This window comes from Campylobacter anatolicus (assembly GCF_018145655.1).
GTDB classification, from domain to species: Bacteria; Campylobacterota; Campylobacteria; order Campylobacterales; family Campylobacteraceae; genus Campylobacter_A; species Campylobacter_A anatolicus.
Genome location: NZ_JAGSSY010000002.1, coordinates 32,146 through 58,949, shown reverse-complemented (window position 1 = coordinate 58,949; position 26,804 = coordinate 32,146). Strand labels below are relative to the sequence as shown.

Sequence of the window (26,804 nt, the reverse complement as noted above, 5' to 3'; positions counted from 1 at the left end):
CAATAGCCATATTGTGTTTTTAATAGTATAAATTGGTTATTTAAATTTGCTTTGTAGCTTGTAGGACTTCTAGGAGCTTAAAATTATTTTAAAAAGCAAAAAGGAGCGGAGCAATAGACTTAGAACAATCAAATCTATTACTTACACCAAAAGACATCGCAGATTTTAACTCAAAGTGGCTTATAAACATCTTGCCAACCCCTTATTCTCATTGTCATATACTCATCAAGTCTAGGTTGAAATTTAACGCTTCTGCCTTAAATTACATCAACTCATCAAATGTAAAAATATCTTTTAGCTCGTATGTGGATAAAATTTTAACATCCGAGTATATTAAAATGCTTATTTCTAGGCTATGTGTGATTTGGCGGATTTTTTCTTTTTTCTCTTTACTTGCAAATATAATATAATTTTTGATCTGCTCTTTTTTGAGTAATTTGGCTCTGGTGCTTCTTTTAGTCCCATCTTAAATCGCACAAACTCACTCATGCTTGTATTATGCCATTTGGCTTGATAATAAATCGTGATTAGCACTTCGTCTTTGATATATGGTATTGTGGTGGTTAGGGCTAGTTTTATAAATTTTGCAAGTATGTAGGTTGGATATTTTTTGCGTATTTTATGCCTAGCTCTTTTGAAAATTTAGTACCTATCGCTGTCTTTCCTTTTTTAGAGTTAGCTCTTTTTGGTTGACTTCTGCAAACTCAAAGCCTATTATATTTAACTCATCGCTCCGCATAAATTTAGGCTATCTCTTGAGCTTTTCTGTTCTTTTTGTCATAAGTAATGATGACTTTGTGGATTTAACCACTTATGATGATAACATAAATGATTTGGATAGATAAAAATGATGAAATTTTTATAAACATAGAGCTTAAAGACGATGTTGCGACGACTTTTAGCCTAGCTTTAAAGCAAACTTTAAACCACCAAAGATGATAAAATACTGATAAGAGAAAAATATGTATATTCAAAGCTAACTTTTAGATTCTAGAGTAAGTCGAGATAAAAATTTATACAAAATTTGGAACACCTTTTGCTTACACATTGCTAAATAAATTTTAATAAGGATAAAACCATGATGAGATCACTTTGGTCTGGTGTATCAGGACTTCAGGCACACCAGATAGCGATGGATGTCGAGGGCAACAACATAGCAAATGTAAATACTGTAGGCTTTAAATATTCACGTGCAAATTTTGCAGATATGCTTAGTCAAACACCACGTATCGCTACTGCCCCACAAGGCGAACTAGGTGGTCAAAACGCTATGCAAATAGGTCTTGGCACAAGTATAAACTCAACAACTAGAATTTTCTCTCAAGGCACTTTACAATCAACTGATAAAAATACTGATTTAGCTTTGCAAGGTAATGGATTTTTTGTCGTATCACCAGATGGCGGAAAGACGGATTATTACACTCGTAACGGCGACTTCGTACGTGATAAAGTTGGAAATTTTGTCAATAACTCAGGTTATATCGCACAGGGCTGGACGCGAGATGAAGAGACTGGAACTATCGATACTACCGCACCTATAAGCAACATCGTGATAAAAGAGGGATTGACCACACCAGCACGTGCGACGACTGTTATAAATATGAAAGGCAACCTAGACTCAGGCAATGACATAGGCTCAAGAAGTAGACCAGTCTATGCACTAGACTCAGCCACTGGCGGACGCGACTACGACGGCGATGGCGTAATAATGGCGACTGAAATACACAACGAAAACGATATAAACTCAAATCAATTTTATACAAATTCCAAAAACGAGCAAGTGCTAACAGAGCGTGGCGTGGATATGGGCGTAGTATTTGATGAGCTTGGTAATGGCTTAGCACTTCGTGATAACCAAGGCATATGGGTAAGCTATGCAAATGCCAAAACTCAACCAGTAACAATAGGTAGCACACAGCCACAGAATATAGGACAGCTCACAGCACCCAATAATACACTAAACATCACACTAAATGGTACGACCATCAACGCAACAGGGCTAAATAGCATAAGCGACGTCGCAGCCGCTATAAATGCCCAATATAACCGAACTGGCGTTCGTGCTGAGATATCAGCTGGCAACCAACTAACACTAATAAACCGCAACAACTCAGGCACAACAGCAAATACTAAAAATATACATCTAACCGTAAATGGTGGGAATACAATAGCTGGTTTAGTAAGCAAAGATATCATAACAGCGTATCAATATACCTACTCAAGCTCACAAACAACAGCTACACACTTACCACAAGATACGATACCAAGGACATTTACTACGACTGAGGACTTGCGTGCAGCTATACAAAAAGATGCTAGATATTATGTGGATTATGATGGTGATGGGAATATAAATGCTAATGAAAATGCCGTAACAGCAAACACGATAGCTGAAACTGCATTTAGAAATGGCCGAAATTTACAAGCCGTTACAAATGCCTTTGCTGGACTAACTCAAGCCCAACAAACAGCGTATGCAAACTATCTACAAGCATATACCACAGCATATAATGCCACAGCTGGCAATGATGATATAAAAAATGCAGCTGGTCTTGCAGCTATAAAAAATTCTTTCGGTACTGACGCAAACGATGGAGTGAAGCTCACTTTAAATCGTGAAGGTCAGTTCCAACTAGAAAATCCAAAAAATGATGTCAGCGATCAAGCCTTATACTTTACCGTTACCGGTCTAACCAAAGAATCAACAGGCAACGCTCAAGCGGTCAATGAAAATACAAGACTAACAACGATAATGAGTGCTTTAGAGGGTTCACTAAGCCCAGGTCAAGCCGTGAGAAATAGTGGCAAGATGATGATGAGTGCTCACGGCTCGACAGTCGAGATCCACGACTCGCTCGGCACAAAGCACACAGTCAGCGTCAAATGGACAAAAATAGGAACCACAACAGACGGTGGCACAGAGTGGGGCATGGTTATACAGGTGCCAGAACCAGCCGAGATAAACTTCTCAGGAGAAGGTCCTGCAAACGTAGTAACTGGCTCACTTAGGTTTAATGCAGACGGTTCACTGGCTAGTTTTAACCCTGCTAGTATTACATTTACGGGCAACAATGGCTCACAAGCTGGTCAAAGTGTACGACTAAATTTTGGCTTAGGCACGGACTTTAACGGACTTACAAGTTTTGATAAGGACTCAACAACAGAGTCAATCTCACAAGACGGCTATGAGGGCGGAACACTAAAAGATGTCAAAGTCGATGAGACAGGCACCATCATCGGAGCATTCTCAAACGGCATAAGCTTAGGTCTAGCACAAGTAGCAGTAGCGACATTTACAAACAATGAGGGCTTACAAGCCGAGGGTGGTAATATCTTCTCACGCACTGCAAACTCAGGCGAACCAGTCATCGGCGTAGCTGGTAGCGGAGATAAAGGCACGATAGCAGCAGCAAAACTAGAGCAAAGCAACGTCGATCTTAGCCGTGCTTTAACTCAGCTCATAGTCGTGCAACGTGGCTTTCAAGCAAACTCAAAGACTATAACCACAAGCGATGAGATGCTAAATACACTACTTCAACTAAAATAATCTTTTTAATTTATAGCTTAGACAAAAGATCGTCTAAGCTATAAGCCTACAATTATCGATAGCATAATAAATACCAACTATCAAAATAAAAGTTATCTTATATAAAAAACGACTTAGATAAATTTAAATTCAAATAACTAAACTACGCTACAATTATCATTTTAAATTTAAAGGAGCTTTAGTGAGTAAGGCGAATTTGTCCTGGCTTTTAGTCGTCGCTGGCGGTATCGTGGAGATATTTTGGGTGAGTGGACTAAAACACTCCGACACACTATTTTTATATACACTCACACTACTTGGCATTATGTTCTCATTTATAGCAATGATAATAGCTTGTAAATATCTTGAAGTCAGCATTGTGTATTCGGTATTTGTAGGCATAGGAGCAGGTGGAGTAGTGCTTAGCGAGATGATCTTTTTTAATGAGCTATTTTCAGTACCCAAAATCATACTTATCACTATTTTGATGATAGGTGTGATAGGGTTAAAACTAACAAGCAAAGAAAATGATGAAAAGGTAATGGCAAATTTATCAGATGAGCTTGGGCTTGATGAGATAGCAAATGAGTTTAGCAAGGAAGCAAAATGAGCTGGATTGCCCTGATGATAGCTGGGTGTCTTGAGATACTCGGTGTAATAATGCTAAAAAAATTTACTATAACTGGCAAAAAGATATTTTTACTACTTATAGCCGTGCAATTTACCCTCAGTTTTGGTTTTTTAGGCGTTGCTATGCGTGAGATCTCAATGGGGACAGCCTATGCGATATGGACAGGTATCGGAGCTGGTGGCGGCGTAGTGCTTGGGGTGATTATGTTTAATGAAAGCAAAAGTCTTAAAAAGCTCTTTTTTATCGCACTTATACTTAGTTCAAGCATAGGGCTAAAACTCATAAGTTAATAAAATTTTTAGCCCCATTTTTAAACTTGGAGGGGCTAAAAATTTAAGCTTTATAAATTTATAAAGACTGTAAAATTTTCGGCTTTGAAAATGCCGTGATAGGCCTTAACTCGCCTTTAAATTTCTCTATCTGTACTAGCGTCGTGTGAGCCGTGTTGCTCTGTGCTAGGCTACTTGTGCCTTTATCACGTGTTAATACATTGACGCACCCATGTTGACAAAGGCTCTTCTCGCCCCATTTCTCAGGGTCATACCATGCACCCTCGCAAAGTACCGCTACATTTTGCTGCATTAGATCAGTTACAAGCACGCCAGCTAAGATCTCACCCCTATCATTAAATACACGCACAATATCGCCAGTGGCTAATCCTCGCTCTTTTGCGTCCTTTGGATTTATAAGGATCGGCTCACGACCACTCACCTCGGCAAAATTTCTTATTATTGAGTTATTTAGCTGAGAGTGTAGTCTATAACGCGAGTGTGGGCTAACGATATGTATCGGATACTTTTTAGTTAGTTTTTTATTACCCAGCCACTCAAAAGGCTCTATCCAAGCAGGATGAGCTGGGCAGTCTGCATAACCAAATTTAGCGATTGTAGGAGAGTAAAGCTCTATCTTACCAGATGGTGTTCCTAGGCGATTTTTAGCTGGATTTTCCCTGAATGCACTAAGGCGAGTATATAGCTCGCTATCTGTGTTGTCTTTGTCAAATTTAACGTATCCAACCTTCAAAAACTCATCAAAGCTTGGCATAGTTATATTTAAGCCCTTAGCTTGTTCTGTCGCATCAGCGTAAAGCTCTCTCATCCAGCCAAGCTCATCTTTGCCTTCGCTAAATACTTCACCATACCCCCAACGTTTGCAGATTTGCTCACATATCCAAAAGTCACTTTTACTCTCGCCCATAGGGTTTATCGCAGGAGTGTAAGCCACTATGTATTCGCCAGTTGGAGCAGTCTGATTAATGTCATATCGCTCAACTTCTATCGCCACTGGTAGCACGATATCAGAGAGTTTTGCGGTACTAGTCCAGTATGGCTCAGCTGTGATAATCGTATCAAATTTACGCCACTGCTTAATGATATTATTTACATCTTGATGGCGAGTTAGCATAGAGCCTGACGCCATATATGCTACTCTCATATGTGGTAATTTTATCTTAACTCCGTCATAATCTATCTCTTTACCAGGATTTTCTAATGCTTCAATAGAACGTGATGATGGGATAGTTATATTTTTCGCCGTTCTCCAAGGAGCAGAACCCACGTTTTCATATTTCTCACTAACTCTCGTGCTTAGCCCTTTTAGTACTGGAGCTATCTTATCAGTCGCACCACTGGCACTATAACCTAGACTAAATTCAAATCCAAGCCCCTCAAGTCCCACATATCCTAGCATAGCATTAAGTGCTACTAAAGCCCAAAATGGTTGCTCTCCATGGTCAGCCCTTTGCAAAGCCCTACCGATAAGTATCATAGTTGGCTCTGCAGCTAGTGCTTTGGCAAATTTTTCTATCTCATCGCTACTTATTCCGCAAATTTTAGCAGCCCAAGCAGTATCTTTTACCACTTTGTCTGTTTCACCTAGGAAATACTCTTTAAATTTATTAAATCCAACGGTGTATTTTTTGATAAACTCAGCGTTATAAAGGTTATTTGTGTATAGATAGTGACACATAGCAATTATCATAGCTGTGTCGGTATTTGGACGCACTATAAGCATCTGACTATCATAATATCGTGCTGTGTCATTTTTCATAACATTTACGCTATAAGTTTTTATACCTGATTTTTTAAGCTCCATCATGCCGATGTAGCCATCATGTGTTGGTGGATTTGATGAAATTTGGTTAGTTACGATAGGGTCTGTCCCCCAAAATACTACATTTTTAGCGTTTTTAACGATTGCTTTCCACTTTGTCGGTGCGTCATAAACTGCAGAGCTACCAAGCACGTGAGGCATTATAACAAGTCCAGCACCAGTTGAATAATCCCCACTCTCCTCAACATATCCACCTAAAATTTTAAGCATCCTATGAACTACTGTCCTGCCCCAGCTAACCTTACCACTACCGCCCCACCAGTAACACTCGCCGTAGATACTTTGGGCTCCATATTTATCAAAGTTATCTTTTAAAGCTTTTGCTGCAAGATCAAGTGCCACGTCCCAGCTCACACGCACAAACTCATCTTTACCGCGTAGCTCAGGTTTGCTAGCACCTTTTGCTTTAAGATAGCTTTTACGCACCATCGGATACAAAACACGATTTTCATTTTGCACCACATCAGGGAGCGAATGATTCATTGTATTAGCAAATTTTTCACCCTCAAACTCACTAACCGATACAATCTGCTCGGAGTTTAAATTTACATAAAACGTTCCAAAGCGGTTTGCACCAAAGACTTTTTTGTTATCAAAAATAGTCTTATTTACGCCATCTATCCTAGCCGCACTTAGACTTGTCGCTCCAAGTGCTGACACCTTAATGAAGTCTCGTCTTTTCATAACTTTCTCCTTGTGATTAATCTATTCACTAGCTTTGGCGTTGTGTTGCAAATATTTAGTAACTAAATTTAGCTCATTAACGCCTAAAGCAACGTAGTTTGCATCTATCATACTTTGCAGATTCGATGGCCATTGATTAGCAGTGAAGCTATTTGGCTCGTGGAGTCTATGACAAGCAGAACAAGTCTGCTCATAAATTTCTTGTGCCTGTTTATAAAGTGCATTAGCATCGCTTGTAATGACATTTGCGTTCATCTCATACACGCCCTCACTCTCATACCAAATCTCACCATAATCATCCTCAATTTTTTTAACTTTTTTGAACAATTTATCACTCTCAGCGTCAAAAACGGCATAAATTTCGCCATCTTTTATGCTCTTTTGAATTTGTGCCTGATAGTTTTCACTCACGACACCTTTTATTTTTACACTCACTTTATCGCCATTTTTTGCGACTACTTCAACTGGTGTTAGTACCTCTATCTTGCCAACTACTTCGCCATTTAACATTATAGGCGAAGTTTGCGAGGTAAAATCACTACCAAAAGCCAGAGTAACACAGGATAGCAAAGCTACAAATTTCATTTTCATAAAATTTTCCTTAAAAAATAAATTTAGAAAATTCTATGATTTTTTTACTTAAAATTATATTGTTATATTTTGATTGGTTAAGATAAATTTTAATAAAAATTTTAGAGATTATTTCTCTAAAATATATAAAAATTCAGTGGTATTTAAGATTTATGATTTCTATTTTGTGTTTTATTATCCTTAAAGCGTTGATACTCTTTTTTTAACTAGATCATATTTACTATATCTTTATCTTTGCAAAATTCCCCTTATATCACTCTCACTCATTAATCATTTGTGACAAAACTCTATCTATAAGTTTATAAATAATAACTCACTAGACTTCATACTATAGCCTTTGACATTTATAATGAATAAGCGTTGTCATACTTAGCCTACTCACTCCCAATTGATGAGAAGATACTGAAGTTTTTAATGCTAGAAATTGCGATATTATAAGAGCTGCTGGTGATAGCATGGAGTTTGAAGTAAATGATGGTAATTTGTGTATCATAGAGTGACTTTGATATTAAAAGTGGTTTGACAGATTTTGCTACTTTTATTAGTTTAGCTTGATGATTTTTGATTATAATAAAGAGCAGATTTAAAAATTTATAAATTTAAAATTGGCGAGAGGATGAGAGAATCGAACTCCCCGCGAAACGGTCAACCGCCCCGCCATCGGATTTGAAGTCCGTGAGCACCACCAGATTACTTTATCCTCCACGTGAGAGCTATTTTACCAAATTTATATAAATTTTAGTCTAAATTTTATAAAATCTTTCAAATTTTATAAGGACTTTGTCATTTTTAGACCTATTTTGCTTGCTATCTTTGCTACGATCTTTAGCGGTTGTATGTCGCGACTGACACCGGTTACTGCACCACTAAATATCTATGACGTATATTCTATATCACGCGATCAACGCGATATCTCTACGATTGCGAGTGATAAATACATACAAAGCAAAATCGCTAGTAAAATTTTATTTACAAGTGGATTAAGCAGCAATGATATAGAGATTGAGTGTTTTTATGGCGAAGTCTATATCATCGGGCTTGTAAAAAACGAAGCTATGCATAAAAAGCTTATCGAGATCGCTAAAAATACCAGCGGTGTCAAAAAAGTTTATCAATATATAAGCATAAAAAAGAACTATTACCCTTGTGATAACATTAAAATTTTACTAAATTTAAAGCAAAATCTCTTTTCTGATAGTATCATAGAAGGCACAAATGTCCGCGTTAGTGTCGTTGGCTGCGACGTGGTTTTTAGTGGAGTGATTGAGAGTATTGAACAAGAAAAGCATGCACTTTGGTACGCCAAACATATTGATGGTGTAGAGAGTGTTTTTTCATTTATGCGAATGGTTGATAAGAGCTATAAAGAAAAAGATGGGATGACTGAGTGAAGGCTTTGAGTTTTATATAAAGATAAAATCAAACAAAGGCATATAAAATTGAAATAGTATGATGATGGATTATGTAAACAAAAAATATTAAAACTTAAATACCATTTTTTCTCACAAAACTGATTGTCAAGCTAGGTAGTATAATGAGTGCTCCAAGTAACATAAATACCATAACTAAATCAGTTAAAAGTCCAAAGTAGATAGTCGGTATGAAGTTGCTTGTCGTCATCACGCTAAAACCTAAAAATATCGTAAATGAAGTATAATACATTGCGTAGCCTATACTTGAGTGGCTTATGCGTATGCTTTCTATTATGCCACGAGTGTGGATCTCTTCGCGGAAACGGTGTATATAGTGTATGATATCATCAACACCTATACCGATACTGATCGCTGCTATCGTAATACTCATAACATCAAGTGGTATACCAAAAGCCCCCATCACGCCAAAGAGTGTACAAAGCGGTATGACATTTGAGATGATCGCGATAAGAGCGAGTTTTACGCTACGAAATATAAAACAAAACACGGCAAAAAGCACAAGTATCGTAAGGGCAAAAGTATCAACTTGAGAGTCGAGCAAATTCTGAAGCATATTGTTATAAAGAACCATTGTTCCTGAGACTTCAACGCTTACACCGTCATCTTTAACTAGATGTGTTACACTGTCTTTTAAATTTTGTAAAAATACTCCACGACGCAAATTCTCATCGCTATCAACGACTCGTATGCTAAATCTTAGCTGATTATCTTCGACACTAACAAATGGACTTAAAAGTATGTCTTTATAGCGTTTTGGTAGCTCAGAATACATTGCCGCAAGTAAAAAATCATCTACTTCACCACCATTTAGCTCTCTTATTACTTTGATAAGTGTGCCAAGAGAGCTGACATTGCCGACGAAATTTTGCTGCATTAAGTGATCGTGAATCTTCTCTGCAACGCGAGTATGATAGCTGTTAAACCAATACTTAACATCGTTTGCTGTAGAGCTAAACTCATTCTCAAATTCGTCAGTCTCAATGTTAGACTCAGTATTTTTGTTGTTTTGTACATTATCTTTAAAGGTTATAATCACATCAACAGGGATCGTACCACCCAGCTTTGTATCAATGACTTGCATACCTTGACGGATCTGCGTATCACTCTTAAAGTATCCTATGAAGCTATTTTCGACCTTTAATTTGCTGATACCATAAAGCCCAAAGGTGATAACTAAAATGCAGACGATATAGACCGTTTTTCGTGAGTGGATAGCGATATTGGCACAATGTTTAGTAAATTTAAAGCTATCTTCAAATGTTCTTGTTGGGGAAAGCTTGTTTAAATTTACAACTATAGCACCGAATAATAAAAACACGATAACAAGCGATACAGCGATACCTGAGCTCATCATTACACCTAGCATAATGACTGGCTTTATATCGGCAGTGATAAGTGAGCTAAAGCCGATAATCGTCGTCGCGATCGCCCAAAATGATGGGCTTGCCTTATCACGAAGTGTGAGATAAACTAGCTGCATTTGGCTGTAAAGTGGGTGTTTGATGAAAAATTCTCGATAGCTTACTATGAGGTGTATCGTCGTTGAGATAGTGATGATAAGCTGAAGTGCGATGTAGTTTGAGCTAATAACCGTTACTTCCCAGCCAAAGTAACCAAAGATCCCTGTCGTAAAAACTGCACTCACTGCACAGATAAATAGAGGCAATACAATCCAACGTATCTGTCTAAAAAATAGCCATAAACTAAACGCAAGTAGCAAAAATACGCTTATGCCATAGATATAAAGGTCGCTTCTGACAAAGCTTATCATATCATCAGCGATCATATTTACGCCACCTAAAAATAGAGTTTTATCACCATTGAATTTAGCTATCGTCGCTTTGATCTGTTCTAAATTATTATGCTCTTTTATACGGATCTCATCGCGGTATCGTTTAAATTCTGCCTTTATACTTTCAAATTTATCCAAGTCCGTTGCACTCAGTGTACCGTTTTTCTCCATTTGGCTTAGGATATTTCGCTCATTTAGCAAAGTATTATAACGCTCGTCATCTTTTAAATTTAAAACAATTGCCGTGGTTTTTAGATCTTTGCTTACAAGATTTCCACTATAAAGCGGACTAGTGCGGAACTCATTTTGTGCTTTTGTGACATTTATATCGGCGTCATTTAACGTTGGCATATGTTTTAAAACACCGCTTATTCCACCCTCGACACTTTGCAAAAGTGGAACGTTTAGTATTGATAATACGCCTTGCACCATATCATTTTTGGCTAGTTCGTCACTTAAATTTTTAATTAGCTCAAGACTTGCGGTGGATAAAATTTCATCCTTTGGCGTGTATGCGATAACTAAAAAATTTGGTGAAACATAACGTTTAGCTATCTCACGCCACTTTGCTAGATCTGGATCATTTTCTAGTAGGAGTGTTTCAGCGGATGCGTCGATGTTTAGCTTAGTGCTAAAATATCCCATAACAACGCAGCCAAGTATTACTGCGATGATGATGGCTTTATTAAATTTTATTATAAATTTAAATATTTTTCGCATTCAGGATTATTTGTCTTGGCTTGGTAAATTTGTATGATTGAGCTTTTCTAAAAGCGTATTAAAGTCTGCATTTAAAAGCATATCTGCAAACTGACTTCGGTAAGTTTGTATGATACTAACACCGATTATATCGATATCATATATGAGCCAACCGCGATCTTTGGCATCATAAAATTTATATACAAACTCATATGTTTTGCCTTCGCTTAATAGCTCAGATCTTAACCAATAGCGATTTGCTTGCGGTTTTGTAGCGTCTTTTATAATGACTTGCTGATTTGTATATGAAAGAAGCTTATCGATATATGATGACTTTAGTTTTTGTTCAAATGCCGTATCAAACTGGCTTTGTTCATTTATGCTTAGCTCATTATAGCGTTTGCCAAGGCTAATTTTAGCCATTTGTTTGTAGTCAAATATCGGATCAAATATAGCAAATAACGCCTTTTGTTTTGCATTATTATCAAGTGTAGTATCTTTTAATACAGCAATGGCACTATCTGTTTTTTGTGCTACGACACTCCTTATCTCGCTTTCGCTTATGCCAAATGCGAAAGTGTAGAGTGCTAAAATGGTTGTTATAAATTTTTTCATTTTAATCCTTTATAAGATATATGCGTCGCTGTTCATATGCGTCACGTAAAAATGGATATAGATCAATGGCATCCTTTTTAAGGTGTTCGTAGGCATAAGGATCGTGTGAGTAGTCATTAAGATAGTGAAACGCGTTTATACCAAGCGAAAGTGCATTTGGATCGACGTAGGTTATAGGATTAGTGAAATAATCGCCAACTTTGCCGATAGTGTCTCTTAAATTTGATGGTCCAAGTATCGGAAGCACAAGATGAAATCCACCACCAAGCCCCCAATATCCTAGCGTCTGACCGAAGTCCTCATCATGCTTTGGTATGCCGTAGTGTTTAGTTGCAACATCACTCACTCCCGCAAAGCCGATAATGGTATTTGCAAGAAATCTTAACGTTTCATCGCCTACATTTTTAAATTTAAACTGAAGCAAATTGTTGATAAATCTCATCGGAAACATAAGATTATCAAAGATATTTGTTATCGCTGTTCGTGCCGGTTTTGGCACCACGTAGGCGTATCCTTTGGCCGTTGGAGTTAAAATATTTACATAAAAAAAGTCGTTGATATTTGTCATAACGCGGTTGTATCCGCCAAGTGGGTCAAAAACTTTGGCAGGTGAGTTAAACTCAACATCAAAACCATCATTTTGCTCTACATTCTCATCAGTAGTTGCAAGAAGCAGTGCAAAGCTAAATATCAAAGTCGCAAAAATTTTCATAACTATCCCAAATTTAAATTCGATAACTCTTAATTCTACCTTCTTGTAACTTTAAAAAGATTAAATTTTATGGCATAAAATTTTAAGTATTTTGTTATATATAATTTTATATACTTTATAAATTATTTAATTATATAATAAGAAAATCAAGGGAGAAAAAGTGAAGGCTGATATAAATTTAGAGCTATTTTTAGATGAAGATGCACAAATTTTATCAAAACACATCGAGCTTTTAAAGGCTATAAAAAAGACAAAAAGCATAACTAAAGCCGCTGAATATGTTGGTATATCGTATAAAAATGCGTGGGATAGTCTTGATACACTAAACAACAAAAGTCATAAGCCACTCATAATACGTGCTGAAGGAAATAAAAAAAATAGTGGATCAAGCATAAGTGAGTATGGCGAAAAAATGATAGAAATATACGATACTATACTTAAGACACAAAAGGAGTATCTAAGTAAAATTTGCTCCAAAGTTGATTTTGAGGACATTGATATTATAAATTTACAGAGGATGGCTATGAGTTTGAGTGCTAGAAATCAACTAAACTGTGAGATCACGCAGATAAACTCAGGTGCTGTAAATACCGAGGTTGTCGCACGTCTTAGCAACGGGGAGTATTTAAGTGCGAATATCACAACTGAAAGTGAGAAAAATTTAAATTTAAAAGTTGGCAAAAAGGTTATTTACATCTTTAAAGCACCATCTGTGATTTTGCAAAAGGGCGATGATGGTATCAAGCTAAGCACTCAAAATGTCCTTCACGGTAGCGTTATACAAGCAAAGATAGGAGCTGTAAATGCCGAGATAACGCTAAAACTAAGCAACGATCAAACACTAACAGCTACGATCACAAAAGATAGTGCAATGGAGCTAAAAATCGGCGTTGGCGATAAGTTAAAAGCAATAATAAAATCATCACAAATCATCATAGGAGTGTAGAAAATGAAAAAAATTTCTTTATTAGTCGCGAGTGTGGCATTTGTTATTAACGCCTATGCGGGGGATGTGAATGTCTTTGCTGCGGCAAATACGACATACGCATTTCCTGAGCTAATCAGTGAGTTTAACAAACTAAACCCTGACACAAAGGTAAATGTAACACTAGGAGCGAGCGGAGGATTAACAAAGCAAATTCAAAGTGGTGCATTGGCAGATATATTTATGGCAGCGGATATGGATTTTACACATAAAGTGGATAAGAGCGGATTTAGTGCGACACGTCCAGTCGTGTATGCACAAGGGGCATTAGCGATGTTTAGCATACGTGATGTTGATTTTAGTAGAGGGATAGACGCTGTGCTTGGATTAAAAGCCATCTCAATAGCAAATCCTACTACCGCACCTTACGGCAAAGCGAGCATTGAAGCACTCAAAAATGCTCAAATTTATGACAAAGTGGAGAAAAATATAGTCTATACGCAAAAAATTTCAGAGACTCTCTCTCAGGCTCTAAGTGCAGCTGATGTTGGATTTATCGCAGCTAGTGCATTGTTTGATACAAAGATGAGTCAGTATAAGCAGGGCATTAACTACACTTTTGTTGATCCCGGACTTTACTCGCCTATAGATCAGGGTATTATCTTGCTTAAAAGAGCTGAAAATAATGCCGAAGCAAAGGCATTTTATGAGTTTATTCTGAGCGAAAAGGGTAGAGAAATTTTCAAAAAATTTGGCTACAATGTGCCTAAGAGATGATAAGAGCAATTGTCGAAAATATCGTTACAAGCGATGATGTAAGCTATTATAAATTTAAAATCATAAATTGTGATGTGTGTCTTTATATGCTATCACTAAGTCGCATTTTAGGTGTTGATGAGAGTGATAGCGTCTGGTTAAATTTCAAAAGCTCAGATGTTATCATTGCAAATGAGCCACTTAAAAATTGCTCTATAAAAAATGAGCTAAAGTGCGAGATTTTAGGACTTGTTAAAGGTGAGATATTAAGCATTATTCATCTTAAGTTTAATGATTATGAGTTTGAAAGTATCATCACAACAAGCTCGTGTGAGCAGCTAAATTTAAGAGTGGGCGATAGTATTTTTGCTTACATAAAATCAACCTCGCTTTATATAAGTTGCAAAAATGATTGAAATTTCTTGTAAAAAGCGACTAAATGGGGCTAGCGGAGAGTTTTTACTAAATGCAAATTTAAGTATAAAGCAAGGTGAGTTTGTCGCACTTTATGGTAGGAGTGGTAGTGGCAAGACGACTATTTTAAGGCTACTTGCAGGATTTGAGACGCCTGATAGTGGAGTTATCAAAGTTGGCGAAAGTGTGTTTTTTGATGAGAGAATAAATTTAGCTCCACAAATGCGAAACATCGGCTTTTTATTTCAAGATTACGCTCTTTTTGATAATATGAATGTTGAGCAAAATCTACTTTTTGCTAATAAAAATCACGCACTTGCTGACAAACTTTTAAGTATGTGTGAGTTAAAAAGTCTAAAAAATGCCTCCATTCAAAAGCTCTCAGGTGGACAAAAACAGCGTGTCGCCCTTGCTCGTGCTTTAATGCGTAAGCCAAAAATTCTAGCACTTGATGAGCCTCTAAGTGCGTTAGATAATGATATGCGTGAGAAGTTGCAGGAGTTTTTGCTAACACTTCACGCTGAATTTGGTATGAGTGTGATACTTGTTAGCCACGATGTTGGCGAGATTTACAAGCTTTGTAGTAAGGTTTTTGTGCTTGAAAATGGATACACCAGTGAGCCATTAAGTCCAAAAGAGCTGTTTTTAAGGCAGTCTGGTTCACAAAAATTTGCCTTTAATGCTAAAGTGCTTGATATAAAACGGTGTGATGCGATATATGTTGCACTCGTGCTTGTAGGGCAGCAACTATGCGAAGTGGTGTTAAGCCATAGTGAGGCTGATGGTATAATAAAGGGTGATAATGTCGTGCTAAGTGCAAAAGCCTTTGGACTAAATTTAACCAAGATTGTAGATGGTAAAACTACGGTGGAGTGAAGAATTGAGTATTAAAAAATTTAAAAATCCTATAATGCATTATAAAATCGAAATTTTTAAATTCATATTTTTACTAAAGTTTTTTATAAATTTAAAATTACCACAAATGGTAAAATTAAGCTTATGTTGCATTAAATTTAAAGGATAAAGCTATGTTTGATATTGACTTTACTCCATTTTTACTCTCTTTGAAGCTCTCATTTGTCTCTACGGCGATACTTTTTTGTGTAGTTTTACCACTTGCCTATGCTATGTCTCGCACTAGTTTTATTGGCAAACCATTCATTGAAACGATCGTCTCGTTGCCACTTGTACTACCGCCATCGGTGCTTGGATTTTACCTACTTGTACTACTATCGCCTTACGCACCGCTTGGGGAATTTTTAGAGCGTGTGTTTGACGTGCGAGTGGTTTTTAACTTTGCAGGCCTTGTGATAGCTAGTTGTATCTACTCATTACCCTTTATGTTCCAGCCACTTTATGCTGGGTTTAATGGACTTAAACCTAGTCTTTTTGAGGCGAGTTACTCACTTGGAAAGAGTAGGATATATACGCTATTTCGTGTGATATTGCCAAATATTAAGCCAAATCTGTTAACTGCCATCGTCGTGAGCTTCGCACACACGATGGGAGAGTTTGGTGTGGTGCTTATGATAGGCGGTAGCGTGGCGGGGCAGACAAAGGTCGCTAGTATCGCTATTTTTGAGGCGACTGAGATGCTTGATTATACCAAGGCTCATATTTACGCAGCACTTATGCTTATTATTAGTTTTTCGGTACTATTTTTAGTCTATTTTTTTAATGCAAATGTGAAAAAATCCGCTAAAATATAGCAAGAATTTCAAAGGATAAAAATGATAAAAATTCCAACAAATATAACTTTAAAAGGACTTGATGGAGCAGAGTTTAACCTTTCAAAATTCGCTATGACGCATAATTTTGTGATGTTTTTATACCCAAAGCTGGGCGAGAGTGGCAAGGGCTTAAGTGATGAGCTTAAAAATATGTGTGCGATGACTGGCTGTACGGTTCAGGCTAATGAGTATAAAAGGTTGCTTAGCGAGTTTAATACACTGGGCTTTAAACTTGTGGCTGTCGGCACTCAGGATGTCTTTATCCAGCAGAGCTTTAAAGAGAGCATTGGGGCTGAGTTTATATATTTAAATGATGATGAGTTTATGCTCGAATGTGCTTTAAAGTTGCCTACTTTTAAGAGTGCAGATGGTAAGAAATTTTATTTTCGCCAGACTTTGATTGTAAAAAATGGCGAAATAATACACAAAAATCTTATCTCAAATCCTGAACTTGACGCAGAAAATACGCTTAAGCTTATAAGAGAATTTAAAATTTAATAAGCATAGTAGCTTAAGCTATCTTTATAAATTTGCACGATTTTCTCTTTTAAGCTTTTTTTGTGTGGTGGTAGAGCGATAAAGTGGTTGCTTTTTAAATTTGTAATACTATAAAGTGGTAGCTTCATTGTGTTTATATCTATTACGCAACCACCTAAAAAGCTCACAAGTGCGTCTCCTGCGGCATTATCCCAGATATGACTTGGACTAAAACGCACGTATATGCCGCCATTTTCACAAACTCTAGTAAATTTTATCGCTGAACCGATGTGTGTAAGGCTAAAGCAAAGCTCGTTTGCGATTAGTTTTGCGACTTTATTTTTGCCGTAGTTGCCGACATATATCGTATCTTTATCTTGGATATTTTGCTTTAAATCTATCGTGTATTTTGGGCTAAAATTGCTATCTAAAATTTCTTTAAAAACACCGTTTTTATCGGCATAAAACAACTCATTTGTCTTTGGGATAAATATCACACCAAGCAAGGGTCGACCTAGTTTAATAAGTGCTATGCATACGCAAAACTCGCCGTTTCGTGCGACAAATTCTTTTGTACCATCAAGTGGATCAACTAGCCAAAACTCATCTACTTTTTTATCGTTGCTTAAAATTTGCTCTTCCGAACATATCGGTATATTGCTTGTGCTTAGAGTTTCAAATATCGCTTTATTTGCGGCTATATCGGCACTTGTGAGTGGTGACTTGTCTGATTTTATCTTTATGGTAAAATCATCATAATGTTTTAGTATCTGCTTACCGGCACTGATAGCAGCGATTTTAGCTAAATTTAATAAATCTTTCATATCTGCTTTGTTTATCCTTGTTTTAAATTTCATATTATTAAATTTCTCTTTTCCATTATAAAACAGATAGGTAGAATTTAAATTTCACTATTTGTAACGCTCTTTAAAATCTTTACCTACTCAGTAAAGTATATAACATAACACAAAATTAGCGGTCGCTTTACTCATAAATATTTAAAAGATAAAATATAAATTTTGAAAATAAAATCTTCGAATTTTAAATACAAAAAGATAAAGCAAAGTATCGTGAGATAAATTTAAATGTTGCGACACAAATCTAAGCAGAGCTAGACATACGAACTATCATAGCGTAAAATTTGTCAGCTCATTTAAAAATACCCACGAAACAAGTTGCTAAATTTAGCAAATTTATTTAGGTGTTCGGTCTGTCTCTCCTATGTAAAGTTGTCTTGGTCTGACTATCTTTATGCTATCTTGCTCTTTTAGCTCTATCCACTGACTTATCCAACCTGGTGTGCGTCCTATAACAAAGATAACTGCAAACATATTATTTGGTATTCCCAACGCTTTTAGGATAAGACCTGAGTGAAAATCAACGTTTGGATAGAGATTGCGTGATACGAAATAATCGTCATTTAATGCGATCTCCTCTATGCGATTTGCTACTTCTATTAGCTCTGAGTTTATACCGATTTCGTCAATTAGTTGATCACGCATCTTTTTAAGCACTTTCGCTCGTGGATCAAAGTTTTTATACACACGATGTCCAAAACCCATTAGTCTAAACGGATCGTTTTTATCTTTGGCTCGTTTGATGTATTTATCCACATTTGCGACATTTCCTATCTCTTCAAGTTGGCGTATCACCCCCTCGTTTGCACCACCATGTGCCCAACCCCAAAGAGCACCGATACCTGCTGAGATACACGCATACGGATGAGCGTGAGTTGAACCGACTGTTCGCACGGTCGTTGTAGAGGCATTTTGCTCGTGATCGGCATGTAGCATAAATACTGTATCAAGTGCCTTAATCTCTATCGGTTTAAGATCGACGTGTTCGTATGGATATCCACGCATCATATATAAGAAATTTTCAGTAAATCCCCTGTCTAAATTCGGATATATTATCGGTAGCCCACGTGAGTAGCGATAGCTAAATGCTGCTATAGTTGGGATTTTAGCGATTATTCGCATAGCCATTTCGCGATATTCCTTAGGTTTATCCATATTTAAATAATCTGAGTAAAAGGCAGAAAGCACTGAGACACTAGCTTGAAGTATAGCCATAGGATGGGCTTTATCAGGGAATGTGTCAAAAATTTTCATCATACCTTCGTGGATAAAAGAGCGTTTTTTAAGCTCCATTTTAAAATCTGCATACTCCTTCTCATTTGGTAACTCTTTGTTTAAAAGCAAGTATGCGACATCTAAAAATGTCTTATTTTCAGCCAGATAGGCTATGTCGTATCCGCGATACATCAGCTCACCCTTTAAGCCGTCTATGTATGTAATAGAGCTACGACACATCGCCGTTGAGGTATAGCCCCTATCAAAAGTAAACATCCCGGTATCGCTAAAAAATGTGGATATATCCACAACATCAGGCCCCATCGTACCTTGAAGAATCGGAAAATCCCAGCTTTTGCCAGTTCGATTGTCAGTTAATGTTGCTATGTTAGCCATTTTACCTCCTTTCAGGTTTGATAGCCATTATGATTTTTATGAGTACCATTGATATTATAGCTTGTAAAAGACTTGCAAGTATGAAAGATGAGTAAAATTTTTCACTTATGCCACCTGTTTTGTGTGCTATGGTAGCAACTGCGATAAGAAGTGTAAGTGGCATAGACTGTGAGAGTGTGTAAAGTGCCATTTTTTTAAATTTTAACATATTTAAGAAAGCAAAACTAGCTAAAAAGCGGCAGATTATCATTGAAAATACGATAAAAAAGGCGTCTTTTAGTATCTCGCTGACAAGTAAATTTGATAACTTTAACGTTGAGCCGATATAGACAAAAAATGTCGGTACCAAAAAACCAAAACCAAAACTAGCAAGTTTATGCGGTAGGTCTTTTTTATGATCAAAAAATGTAGTGATAAACATACCAGCGATAAATGCACCAAAGGCTACTTCAAGGTGCAGATATATCATCAAAACTATCATTAAAAAAAATACCGCAATGCTTAGACGTATGTCTTTTTCATCCTTATCGTAATGTGGCATAAGGATAATCTTAAGCGATGGATACCACCAAAAAAGAACTTTTAAAAATTTAAATCCAAGCACACTAAGCCCTAAAAATAGGGCTAAATATGTGATAGTCAGCCATAGCTCAAGTCCTGCACCAAACTGTAAATAAGCCGTTGCAAAGGTAAGAAACACGATACTAAATAGCTCACCGATGGAGGCGATTAGCATACTTAAATTTAGCCACTCTTCGTTCTTTCCATACTCTTTAAACAGCGTAAATATCATACCTACACTCATAATTGGGATAATGATGATAAACAGAGTATTTAAATTTAAGGCAAACGTCAGAGTAGCCGCAAGTGCATAAAGCATAGCTAGGTAGATAAAGCCTAGCTTTAACACACGGCGATCAGCGTTTATAAACATTTGTAGGTCTATCTCCATGCCCGCTAAAAACATCAAAAAGAAAAAGCCGACTTCGCTTATGAGCTTAAAAATTTCATTGTTACCGATAAAGCCAAGATATCCTGCCACAGCACCCAGCATAATCTCAACCGGTGCGATCGGAATACGCAAAACTCGCGAAAAATACGGCGATGCAAAGATGATAAAAGCTAGTGTAATAAGTATGCTAAGTTCGCTCACGTTATCAGTTTGCAAGATTTCCCTTTGTTAAAATTTGGCTGATTATATATTAAAATTTGTTATGATTTGATTAAGATAGTCTTGTGCGATAAATTTATATAATTACGCAAAAAAGGAAGTAAAAATGAAATTTAAAATTTTATTATCATCGCTTATGGCTTTTGCTTTGAGCGGTTGTTTAAATATGCAAAGTATCCCATATGCTACTACACCGAGCAAAAGTGATACGCTTAATGCTTTAAATCTGCCAGATACGATACTCTATAATGGTGAAAAATTTAGCAAAACTTATACTACGGATAATTTAGTGGAGTATTATCTAAAGGGCGAGAAGGATTTTAGCTGGAGTAAGCTAATAAGCGTAATGTATGATCCAAACTTAAAAGATATTGACGTTTATATAGATTCCATCAAAAACGTGCATGACATAGAAAATCATGAATACAGTATAACAAAGCTAGACGAAAATCGTGCTATTGACAAGACGCTTTACTATCCTATGCCAAACAATGCTAACTTTAGCGACTATGAAGTAAATTTTAATATTGCAACTAAGCAAAACTGCGGTATTATCATCTTGTTTTACGCACAACGATTTAATGATCTAAAGTCTGCACGTGAGTTTATAAACTCTCACGAGAGCTATTTTATGACAAACGCTCCAAAGGTGGAGTGTAGATAAATTTAAAAGAGATTAAGGTGTTTACGTGAGCTTAAACGCCTTAATCTTAGTGGCACTTGCTTGCAAAGCTAAAGCCCATCTTTTTAAACTGCTCTATATCTTTTAGTCTCTCTTCGCCTTTTGTTGTGAGATAATCCCCTATAACAACTGCACTCACACCATGATCAAATATCTCATACTGACGTTCCCCAAGTACTGCTTCACGTCCACCAGCTATCATTATACGAGTGTTTGGTAGGGTTTTTACCGTATCATCTATGATTTTTAGTGCTTCATCTACGCTTAAACGTGGCTGTTGTAAATTTAAAGCAGGGTTAGCTATGAAAAAATTTATAGGGCTTGAAAACGGCTTAAGCTCTGCCAGACTTCGTCTAAAACTCACTCTATCAGCTTCACTCTCGCCTATACCATAAATTCCACCACAACAAAGCTGTAATCCTTCGGCTTGTGCGTTTAAATTTGTCTCATATCGCTCATCCCACGAGTGCGTCGTGCAAATTTTACTGAAGTACTCACGGCTTGTTTCAAGGTTGTGATTGTAGCTAAATACTCCAGCCTTTTTTAGTTCACGTAGCTGCTCGCGTGTTGCCATACCATTACAGGCGATAAGCATAAGCTCAGGCACCGCCTCACTCACAGCCTTGGCTATTCGTGCGACATCTTCGGTCTTTTTATCTGTCAGCCTAGCTCCACTTGTAACCAGACAAAAGCCCAAGGCGTGGTATTCGTAGGCTTTTTTAGCTTCGGCTATAACTTGTTCTGGCGTTTTTAGATTGTAGCGTTGTATATCGCTTTTTACACCTACACTTTGAGTGCAATACGCACAATCTTCACTACAATTTCCTGCACTCAGTGAGCTTATGGCACACAGCATTATCGTATTCATCTTTGTCCTTGTAAATTTATATTTTCCACCTTAAACTCCGTGCTTTGGGGAGTTTTGCTAAATTTATAAACATTAAAATTTTTACCATCAAACTCTACCATTGCAAAAGTAAAAACGCCAAAATTTCTCCCACAAATCTCACCCGGATTGATTATTAAGCAGTCATTTTGAAGTAGTGTCGTAAAGCTATGTGTATGACCAAATACCACGAGATTTACATTATTATTTTTAGTGTTTATAAATTTAGAGTGGTGCATAAGCCTTATGCCAAGCTCTTTAAACTTAAACTCATACGGCTCATCAAATAGATCAAATTTGACCTTTAAAACACTTAAATGCGAGTCGTTATTTCCTATCACTGCACGATACGCTACGCCACTATCTTGAAGATATTTAAGACATTCACTCTTTAATATATCCCCAGCGTGAAGCACTAGCTCGCAACCATTTTTCACGAGTAAATCTATAGCCTCTTTTGCTACATCCATCCTATGATGACTATCGCTGATGATACCTATCTTTAAATTTCTTTTTTGTTCTTGCACTTGACACACTCTAAGAATGTCCCTTTTTTCAGCTCTTTTTTAACTATCATACCACCACACGTATCACACTTATACTCAGTTGGCTCGTAGTTGCTGATAAAGTCGCATTTGGGGTAGTTTGCACACCCATAAAATTTACCACGTCTACTAAATCTCTCCACTATATCCCCGCCACATTTTGGACACGGCACTTCAAGCTTAACGATCTCTTTTTTCGCTCTTATTGGTTTTGCTACATCTTCGCCACTCTCACCGTTTATGCTTGACTGATTTTCATCTGATTTGATATTGCGTGAGTATTTGCATTTTGGGAAGTTTCCACACGCTATAAACTCGCCATATCGCCCCTTGCGTTTGACTAGTTCACCGCCACATTCCGGGCATTTTTCTCCGATCGGTGTGGATACTTTTAGGCTTTTTATATTTGTTTTACCCTCTGAGATTTTATCAATAAACGGATAGTAAAAGTCATTTAGCACCTTTTGCCAGTCGGCTTTATCTTCAGCGATCTCATCTAGCTTTTCTTCAAGGCGAGAGGTAAATTCGCTATCAACAATGTTGCTAAAATGCTCTTCTAAAACGCTCATCATTGTAAACGCCACTTCATTTGGTATGAGCTGTTTTTTCTCTATTCGGACGTATTCTCGGCTTGTTAATAGCGATATGGTCGGTGCGTAGGTGCTAGGACGTCCGATACCTAGGCTCTCTAGCTTTTTAACTAGTCCTGCCTCTGAGTAGCGAGAAGGCGGCTCAGTAAAGTGCTGAGTGGACTTAATGCTCTCTAAGCTCATCTCGTCGCCGATGTTTAAATTTGGTAAAATTTTATCTTTATCCATATCGCCATAAACGCGGTAAAATCCATCAAATACAACCTTGCGACCACTTATCTTAAACTCTGCATTTTCGCTTACAACAAAGACATTTTGCGTTTGGCTAACACAAGGGTTCATCTGAGATGCTAAAAATCTGTTATATATAAGCGTATAAAGTCTTAAAGCGTCCTTTTCTAAAAATTTCGCCGCAATAGCTGGAGTAAAGCTTAAATTTGTCGGACGTATCGCTTCGTGAGCCTCTTGAGCTCCTTTTGAGTGCGTAGTGTAAAAGACCGCCTTGCTCGGCAGATACTTATCACCAAATTCATTTTTTATCATCTCGCGAGCCGCCGCTACCGCCTCTTTGGCTAAATTTAAGCTATCTGTTCTCATATATGTTATCGCACCCATAAAGCCCTCATGCGTCTGCACGCCTTCATACAATGTCTGAGCTATCATCATCGTCTTTTTGGGGCTAAATCCTAGTCGGTTACTCGCACTTTGTTGAAGTGTTGAGGTCATAAACGGCGGACTTGGCTGGATCTTGCGATCTTTGCTCTCTATATCGCGGACGCTAAATTTTTTATCTTTTAAATTCTGCACGATATACTTCGCACGATCGGCATTTGTGATCGTTAGCTTCTCTATCTTTTGACTTTCAAATTTTATCAGCTCAGCCTCTAAGTCTTTTTTAAATTTTGTATCTATCAAGTAGTATTCGATCGGTTTAAATGCTTGAATTTCACGCTCACGATCGACTATTATTTTTAAGGCTGCACTCTGCACACGCCCAGCACTAAGCCCCTTTTGTATCTTTAAATTTAAAAGCGGACTTAGCTTGTATCCGACTATGCGATCGAGTAGACGACGTGTTTGCTGAGCATTTACGCTATGCATATTTATATGGCGTGGATTTTGCAAGGCATTATTTATAGCACTTTTTGTTATCTCGTGAAACACTATACGCGGTAGCTTTGTAGCGTCTTTGCCTATGGCGTTTGCGATGTGAAACGCTATCGCCTCTCCCTCTCTATCCTCATCAGTTGCTAGATAGATCTCATTTGCGTTTTTAGCTAGTTCTTTTATCTCTTTTACTATTTTAGAGTGATCGGTACTTACGCGGTATTCAGGTATAAATTTATCATCTTCTATCTTTATGCCAAAGCTTGTTTTTGGCAGATCTCTTATGTGTCCTTTTGAGGCGATGACGTTGTAGTCCTTGCCTAAGAAGTTATTTATCGTCTTTGCTTTGGCAGGAGATTCTACGATGATTAAGTCTTTCATTATCTAGCCTTTTTGATTTTTTCGCGTAATTGTAACAAAAAATTCTATAATATAGGTAGAGATGGATAAATTTATCATATTCAAAGGGCTTGATTGCACTATTTTGCAAGATAGATAAACACCTACACAGACAAGGTAAAGATATATGTAGTGTCTAGCATAAGTAATTGCAGAGAAGCTTAAGCTTTTTAGTAAATTTCACCCACAACATATATAAAACAAACAATATAAATTTAAATTTATCATCACCCCTAAAGTTTTTAAAAAAACTTCCGATATAGTATTTGTGCGACAAGATGTCGTAACTAAAACTAAAAGGATTTACAATGAGTTTTCGTATAAACACTAACATAAATGCGATGAATTCACACGCAAACGCAGTTGGAAACAACAGAAACCTTTCTAACTCACTAGGCAGACTAAGCTCTGGTTTGAGAATTCAAACAGCAGCTGATGATGCATCAGGTTTGGCTATCGCAGATAGTCTTCGTTCACAAGCTAGTACACTTGGTCAAGCTATCGCAAATGGTAACGACGCTATCGGTATCATTCAGACAGCTGATAAAGCTATGGATGAGCAACTAAAAATTCTTGAGACTATCAAGGTTAAAGCTACTCAGTCAGCTCAAGATGGTCAAACAACTAGCTCACGTCAAGCACTTCAAGCTGACATCGTTCGCCTTATGGAAGAGCTTGATAACATAGGTAACACCACATCTTTTAACGGTCAACAACTTCTAAATGGAACATTTTCTAACAAAGAGTTCCAAATAGGTGCATACTCTAACCAAACAGTTAAAGCTAGCATAGGTGCTACTACATCTGATAAGATAGGTCTTACAAGATTTGAAAGCTCTAAGCTTTTAACAGCTGGCGGTAAAATAACTCTTACATTCTTAAACGTAGATGGTATAAATGATGTAAAAGTAGCAGCTGCTACTATATCATCTAGCTTAGGAACAGGACTAGGTGCTTTAGCTGAGAATATCAACAAAGTATCTGATAAAACAGGTGTCCGTGCTACATATGACGTTACTTGGAAGAGCTCTAAAGCTATATCTGGTGGTTTAATTAAATCATTTAGTATCAATGGCGTAAAGATAGGCGACCTAGATGTTAAGGCTGGTGATAGCAACGGTGCTTTAGTAAATGCTATAAACGCTGTAAAAGATCAAACAGGCGTAGAGGCATCTTTGGACGCAGAGGGCAGAATGGTCTTAACAAGCCGTTCAGGACGTGCTATAGAAGCTAAAGGTACTGATATATCTAAAGGTCTTGGTGGCAAAGGTAAAGATGCAAATGGTACGGCTTTGACTAAAGGATTTATCGGAAGACTTAATCTTGTTAGACTAGATGGTCGTGATATAAAGATGAAAGGCGGAAACGGACCAAAACTATCAGTAGCATTTAGCGATAAAGGTGGTGCACAGCAGTCAGTATCTCTACGCGATATCCGCGGTCAGATAGATAAAAATCTAGCTACAGCTATGGGCTTTTCAAGAATGAGTGGCAATATATCATCTAATCAAGCTGCTGGTGTTATGACACTACGCGGTGCGATGGCTGTTATGGATATAGCTGAGTCAGCTCAAAAGACTCTTGACCTTATCCGCTCAGACCTAGGTTCTGTTCAAAATCAACTTATATCTACTGTCAATAACATAACAGTAACTCAAGTAAATGTTAAATCAGCTGAGAGTCAGATCCGCGATGTGGACTTTGCTTCTGAGTCAGCAAACTTCTCTAAGTATAACATCCTAGCTCAGTCAGGAAGCTATGCTATGAGCCAAGCTAACGCTGTTCAACAAAACGTAATGAGATTGTTGCAGTAGTAATCTCGTAAAGTTTAAACTTTAGTATTGACGCTTTGCTACTTT

23 protein-coding genes and 1 tRNA gene are annotated in these 26,804 nt (G+C 37.3%); 12 read left to right on the top strand and 12 right to left on the bottom strand.

Annotated features, from left to right (window positions below; all coding sequences use genetic code 11):
• The first annotated feature begins 1,078 nt into the window (after positions 1–1,078).
• From flgE to KDE13_RS03405, 3 genes are all read left to right on the top strand, one after another.
• Complete coding sequence (flgE, locus tag KDE13_RS03415; RefSeq protein WP_212140595.1) at positions 1,079–3,547, top strand: flagellar hook protein FlgE; 2,469 nt, start codon at positions 1,079–1,081, stop codon at positions 3,545–3,547.
• Positions 3,548–3,728: 181 nt separating this feature from the next.
• Positions 3,729–4,136 (top strand): DMT family transporter, encoded by a 408-nt coding sequence (locus KDE13_RS03410; RefSeq protein ID WP_338083711.1) that lies wholly within the window; start codon positions 3,729–3,731, stop codon positions 4,134–4,136.
• Complete coding sequence (locus tag KDE13_RS03405; protein WP_212141472.1) at positions 4,133–4,447, top strand: DMT family transporter; 315 nt, start codon at positions 4,133–4,135, stop codon at positions 4,445–4,447. Before KDE13_RS03410 ends, KDE13_RS03405 begins: the two co-directional genes overlap by 4 nt.
• Before the next feature lie 58 nt (positions 4,448–4,505).
• On the opposite strand, the gene KDE13_RS03400 is transcribed toward KDE13_RS03405, so the two are convergent.
• The 3 genes from KDE13_RS03400 to KDE13_RS03390 form a co-directional block, all read right to left on the bottom strand.
• The gene (locus KDE13_RS03400) at positions 4,506–6,953 is read right to left on the bottom strand and encodes a molybdopterin-dependent oxidoreductase (protein WP_212140593.1); all 2,448 of its coding nucleotides are present in this window, start codon (positions 6,951–6,953) and stop codon (positions 4,506–4,508) included.
• Positions 6,954–6,974: 21 nt separating this feature from the next.
• Entirely contained in the window at positions 6,975–7,544 is a 570-nt protein-coding gene (locus KDE13_RS03395; RefSeq protein ID WP_212140592.1) for a hypothetical protein, read from the bottom strand.
• 606 nt (positions 7,545–8,150) lie between these two features.
• A tRNA-Sec gene (locus KDE13_RS03390) sits at positions 8,151–8,248 on the bottom strand.
• A gap of 132 nt (positions 8,249–8,380) precedes the next feature.
• Between KDE13_RS03390 and KDE13_RS03385 the strand changes: the two genes are divergently transcribed.
• Positions 8,381–8,935, top strand: coding sequence for a BON domain-containing protein (locus KDE13_RS03385; RefSeq protein WP_212140591.1), 555 nt, complete (start codon positions 8,381–8,383; stop codon positions 8,933–8,935).
• Positions 8,936–9,029: 94 nt separating this feature from the next.
• On the opposite strand, the gene KDE13_RS03380 is transcribed toward KDE13_RS03385, so the two are convergent.
• Genes KDE13_RS03380 through KDE13_RS03370 form a run of 3 tightly spaced genes read right to left on the bottom strand, consistent with a single transcriptional unit; the run spans position 9,030 to position 12,795 of the window.
• The gene (locus KDE13_RS03380; RefSeq protein ID WP_212142852.1) at positions 9,030–11,489 is read right to left on the bottom strand and encodes an efflux RND transporter permease subunit; all 2,460 of its coding nucleotides are present in this window, start codon (positions 11,487–11,489) and stop codon (positions 9,030–9,032) included.
• A gap of 6 nt (positions 11,490–11,495) precedes the next feature.
• Positions 11,496–12,083: an MlaC/ttg2D family ABC transporter substrate-binding protein gene (locus KDE13_RS03375; RefSeq protein ID WP_212140589.1), complete on the bottom strand. Its 588-nt coding sequence runs from the start codon at positions 12,081–12,083 to the stop codon at positions 11,496–11,498.
• A 1-nt stretch (position 12,084) separates the two neighbouring features.
• Positions 12,085–12,795, bottom strand: a complete 711-nt coding sequence (locus tag KDE13_RS03370) for an MlaA family lipoprotein (protein WP_212140588.1) — start codon at positions 12,793–12,795, stop codon at positions 12,085–12,087.
• Between the two features lie 160 nt (positions 12,796–12,955).
• Here KDE13_RS03370 and KDE13_RS03365 point away from each other — a divergent pair, with 160 nt between their 5' ends.
• From KDE13_RS03365 to KDE13_RS03340, 6 genes are all read left to right on the top strand, one after another.
• Complete coding sequence (locus tag KDE13_RS03365; protein ID WP_212140587.1) at positions 12,956–13,741, top strand: TOBE domain-containing protein; 786 nt, start codon at positions 12,956–12,958, stop codon at positions 13,739–13,741.
• A gap of 3 nt (positions 13,742–13,744) precedes the next feature.
• Positions 13,745–14,497 (top strand): molybdate ABC transporter substrate-binding protein, encoded by a 753-nt coding sequence (modA, locus tag KDE13_RS03360; RefSeq protein WP_212141480.1) that lies wholly within the window; start codon positions 13,745–13,747, stop codon positions 14,495–14,497.
• Positions 14,494–14,892, top strand: coding sequence for a TOBE domain-containing protein (locus KDE13_RS03355; protein ID WP_212142851.1), 399 nt, complete (start codon positions 14,494–14,496; stop codon positions 14,890–14,892). Before modA ends, KDE13_RS03355 begins: the two co-directional genes overlap by 4 nt.
• Positions 14,885–15,766, top strand: coding sequence for an ABC transporter ATP-binding protein (locus KDE13_RS03350; RefSeq protein ID WP_212142850.1), 882 nt, complete (start codon positions 14,885–14,887; stop codon positions 15,764–15,766). Before KDE13_RS03355 ends, KDE13_RS03350 begins: the two co-directional genes overlap by 8 nt.
• 152 nt (positions 15,767–15,918) lie before the next feature.
• Entirely contained in the window at positions 15,919–16,599 is a 681-nt protein-coding gene (gene modB, locus KDE13_RS03345; protein ID WP_212140583.1) for a molybdate ABC transporter permease subunit, read from the top strand.
• A 21-nt stretch (positions 16,600–16,620) separates the two neighbouring features.
• Complete coding sequence (locus tag KDE13_RS03340) at positions 16,621–17,118, top strand: redoxin family protein (protein ID WP_212142849.1); 498 nt, start codon at positions 16,621–16,623, stop codon at positions 17,116–17,118.
• Here KDE13_RS03340 and KDE13_RS03335 read toward each other — a convergent pair.
• The 3 genes from KDE13_RS03335 to KDE13_RS03325 form a co-directional block, all read right to left on the bottom strand.
• Positions 17,115–17,921 (bottom strand): 3'(2'),5'-bisphosphate nucleotidase CysQ family protein, encoded by an 807-nt coding sequence (locus KDE13_RS03335; RefSeq protein ID WP_212142848.1) that lies wholly within the window; start codon positions 17,919–17,921, stop codon positions 17,115–17,117. The genes KDE13_RS03340 and KDE13_RS03335 overlap by 4 nt on opposite strands.
• Before the next feature lie 369 nt (positions 17,922–18,290).
• Entirely contained in the window at positions 18,291–19,565 is a 1,275-nt protein-coding gene (locus KDE13_RS03330; protein WP_212140580.1) for a citrate synthase, read from the bottom strand.
• 1 nt (position 19,566) lies between these two features.
• A complete protein-coding gene (locus KDE13_RS03325) occupies positions 19,567–20,733 on the bottom strand; it encodes a cation:proton antiporter (RefSeq protein WP_212141485.1) in 1,167 nt (388 codons plus the stop codon).
• 109 nt (positions 20,734–20,842) lie between these two features.
• Between KDE13_RS03325 and KDE13_RS03320 the strand changes: the two genes are divergently transcribed.
• Positions 20,843–21,400: a hypothetical protein gene (locus KDE13_RS03320; RefSeq protein ID WP_212142847.1), complete on the top strand. Its 558-nt coding sequence runs from the start codon at positions 20,843–20,845 to the stop codon at positions 21,398–21,400.
• 46 nt (positions 21,401–21,446) lie between these two features.
• Here KDE13_RS03320 and KDE13_RS03315 read toward each other — a convergent pair whose 3' ends face one another.
• From KDE13_RS03315 to topA, 3 genes are read right to left on the bottom strand one after another with little or no spacing between them, the layout of a single operon-like run.
• On the bottom strand, positions 21,447–22,286 hold the full coding sequence (locus KDE13_RS03315; protein WP_212142846.1) for a biotin synthase: 840 nt from the start codon (positions 22,284–22,286) through the stop codon (positions 21,447–21,449).
• Positions 22,283–22,831, bottom strand: a complete 549-nt coding sequence (locus tag KDE13_RS03310; RefSeq protein WP_338083710.1) for a YfcE family phosphodiesterase — start codon at positions 22,829–22,831, stop codon at positions 22,283–22,285. Before KDE13_RS03310 ends, KDE13_RS03315 begins: the two co-directional genes overlap by 4 nt.
• On the bottom strand, positions 22,807–24,930 hold the full coding sequence (gene topA, locus KDE13_RS03305; protein ID WP_212143042.1) for a type I DNA topoisomerase: 2,124 nt from the start codon (positions 24,928–24,930) through the stop codon (positions 22,807–22,809). Before topA ends, KDE13_RS03310 begins: the two co-directional genes overlap by 25 nt.
• A 323-nt stretch (positions 24,931–25,253) precedes the next feature.
• Between topA and KDE13_RS03300 the strand changes: the two genes are divergently transcribed.
• Positions 25,254–26,759: a flagellin B gene (locus KDE13_RS03300; RefSeq protein ID WP_212141489.1), complete on the top strand. Its 1,506-nt coding sequence runs from the start codon at positions 25,254–25,256 to the stop codon at positions 26,757–26,759.
• Positions 26,760–26,804: the final 45 nt, after the last annotated feature.

Coding starts and splice junctions, on each gene's coding strand:
- flgE (WP_212140595.1), top strand. CDS start 1,079: ATGATGAGATCACTTTGGTCTGGTGTATCAGGACTTCAGGCACACCAG.
- KDE13_RS03405 (WP_212141472.1), top strand. CDS start 4,133: ATGAGCTGGATTGCCCTGATGATAGCTGGGTGTCTTGAGATACTCGGT.
- KDE13_RS03400 (WP_212140593.1), bottom strand. CDS start 6,953: ATGAAAAGACGAGACTTCATTAAGGTGTCAGCACTTGGAGCGACAAGT.
- KDE13_RS03395 (WP_212140592.1), bottom strand. CDS start 7,544: ATGAAAATGAAATTTGTAGCTTTGCTATCCTGTGTTACTCTGGCTTTT.
- KDE13_RS03385 (WP_212140591.1), top strand. CDS start 8,381: ATGTCGCGACTGACACCGGTTACTGCACCACTAAATATCTATGACGTA.
- KDE13_RS03380 (WP_212142852.1), bottom strand. CDS start 11,489: ATGCGAAAAATATTTAAATTTATAATAAAATTTAATAAAGCCATCATC.
- KDE13_RS03375 (WP_212140589.1), bottom strand. CDS start 12,083: ATGAAAAAATTTATAACAACCATTTTAGCACTCTACACTTTCGCATTT.
- KDE13_RS03370 (WP_212140588.1), bottom strand. CDS start 12,795: ATGAAAATTTTTGCGACTTTGATATTTAGCTTTGCACTGCTTCTTGCA.
- modA (WP_212141480.1), top strand. CDS start 13,745: ATGAAAAAAATTTCTTTATTAGTCGCGAGTGTGGCATTTGTTATTAAC.
- KDE13_RS03355 (WP_212142851.1), top strand. CDS start 14,494: ATGATAAGAGCAATTGTCGAAAATATCGTTACAAGCGATGATGTAAGC.
- KDE13_RS03350 (WP_212142850.1), top strand. CDS start 14,885: ATGATTGAAATTTCTTGTAAAAAGCGACTAAATGGGGCTAGCGGAGAG.
- modB (WP_212140583.1), top strand. CDS start 15,919: ATGTTTGATATTGACTTTACTCCATTTTTACTCTCTTTGAAGCTCTCA.
- KDE13_RS03340 (WP_212142849.1), top strand. CDS start 16,621: ATGATAAAAATTCCAACAAATATAACTTTAAAAGGACTTGATGGAGCA.
- KDE13_RS03335 (WP_212142848.1), bottom strand. CDS start 17,921: ATGAAAGATTTATTAAATTTAGCTAAAATCGCTGCTATCAGTGCCGGT.
- KDE13_RS03330 (WP_212140580.1), bottom strand. CDS start 19,565: ATGGCTAACATAGCAACATTAACTGACAATCGAACTGGCAAAAGCTGG.
- KDE13_RS03320 (WP_212142847.1), top strand. CDS start 20,843: ATGAAATTTAAAATTTTATTATCATCGCTTATGGCTTTTGCTTTGAGC.
- KDE13_RS03315 (WP_212142846.1), bottom strand. CDS start 22,286: ATGAATACGATAATGCTGTGTGCCATAAGCTCACTGAGTGCAGGAAAT.
- KDE13_RS03300 (WP_212141489.1), top strand. CDS start 25,254: ATGAGTTTTCGTATAAACACTAACATAAATGCGATGAATTCACACGCA.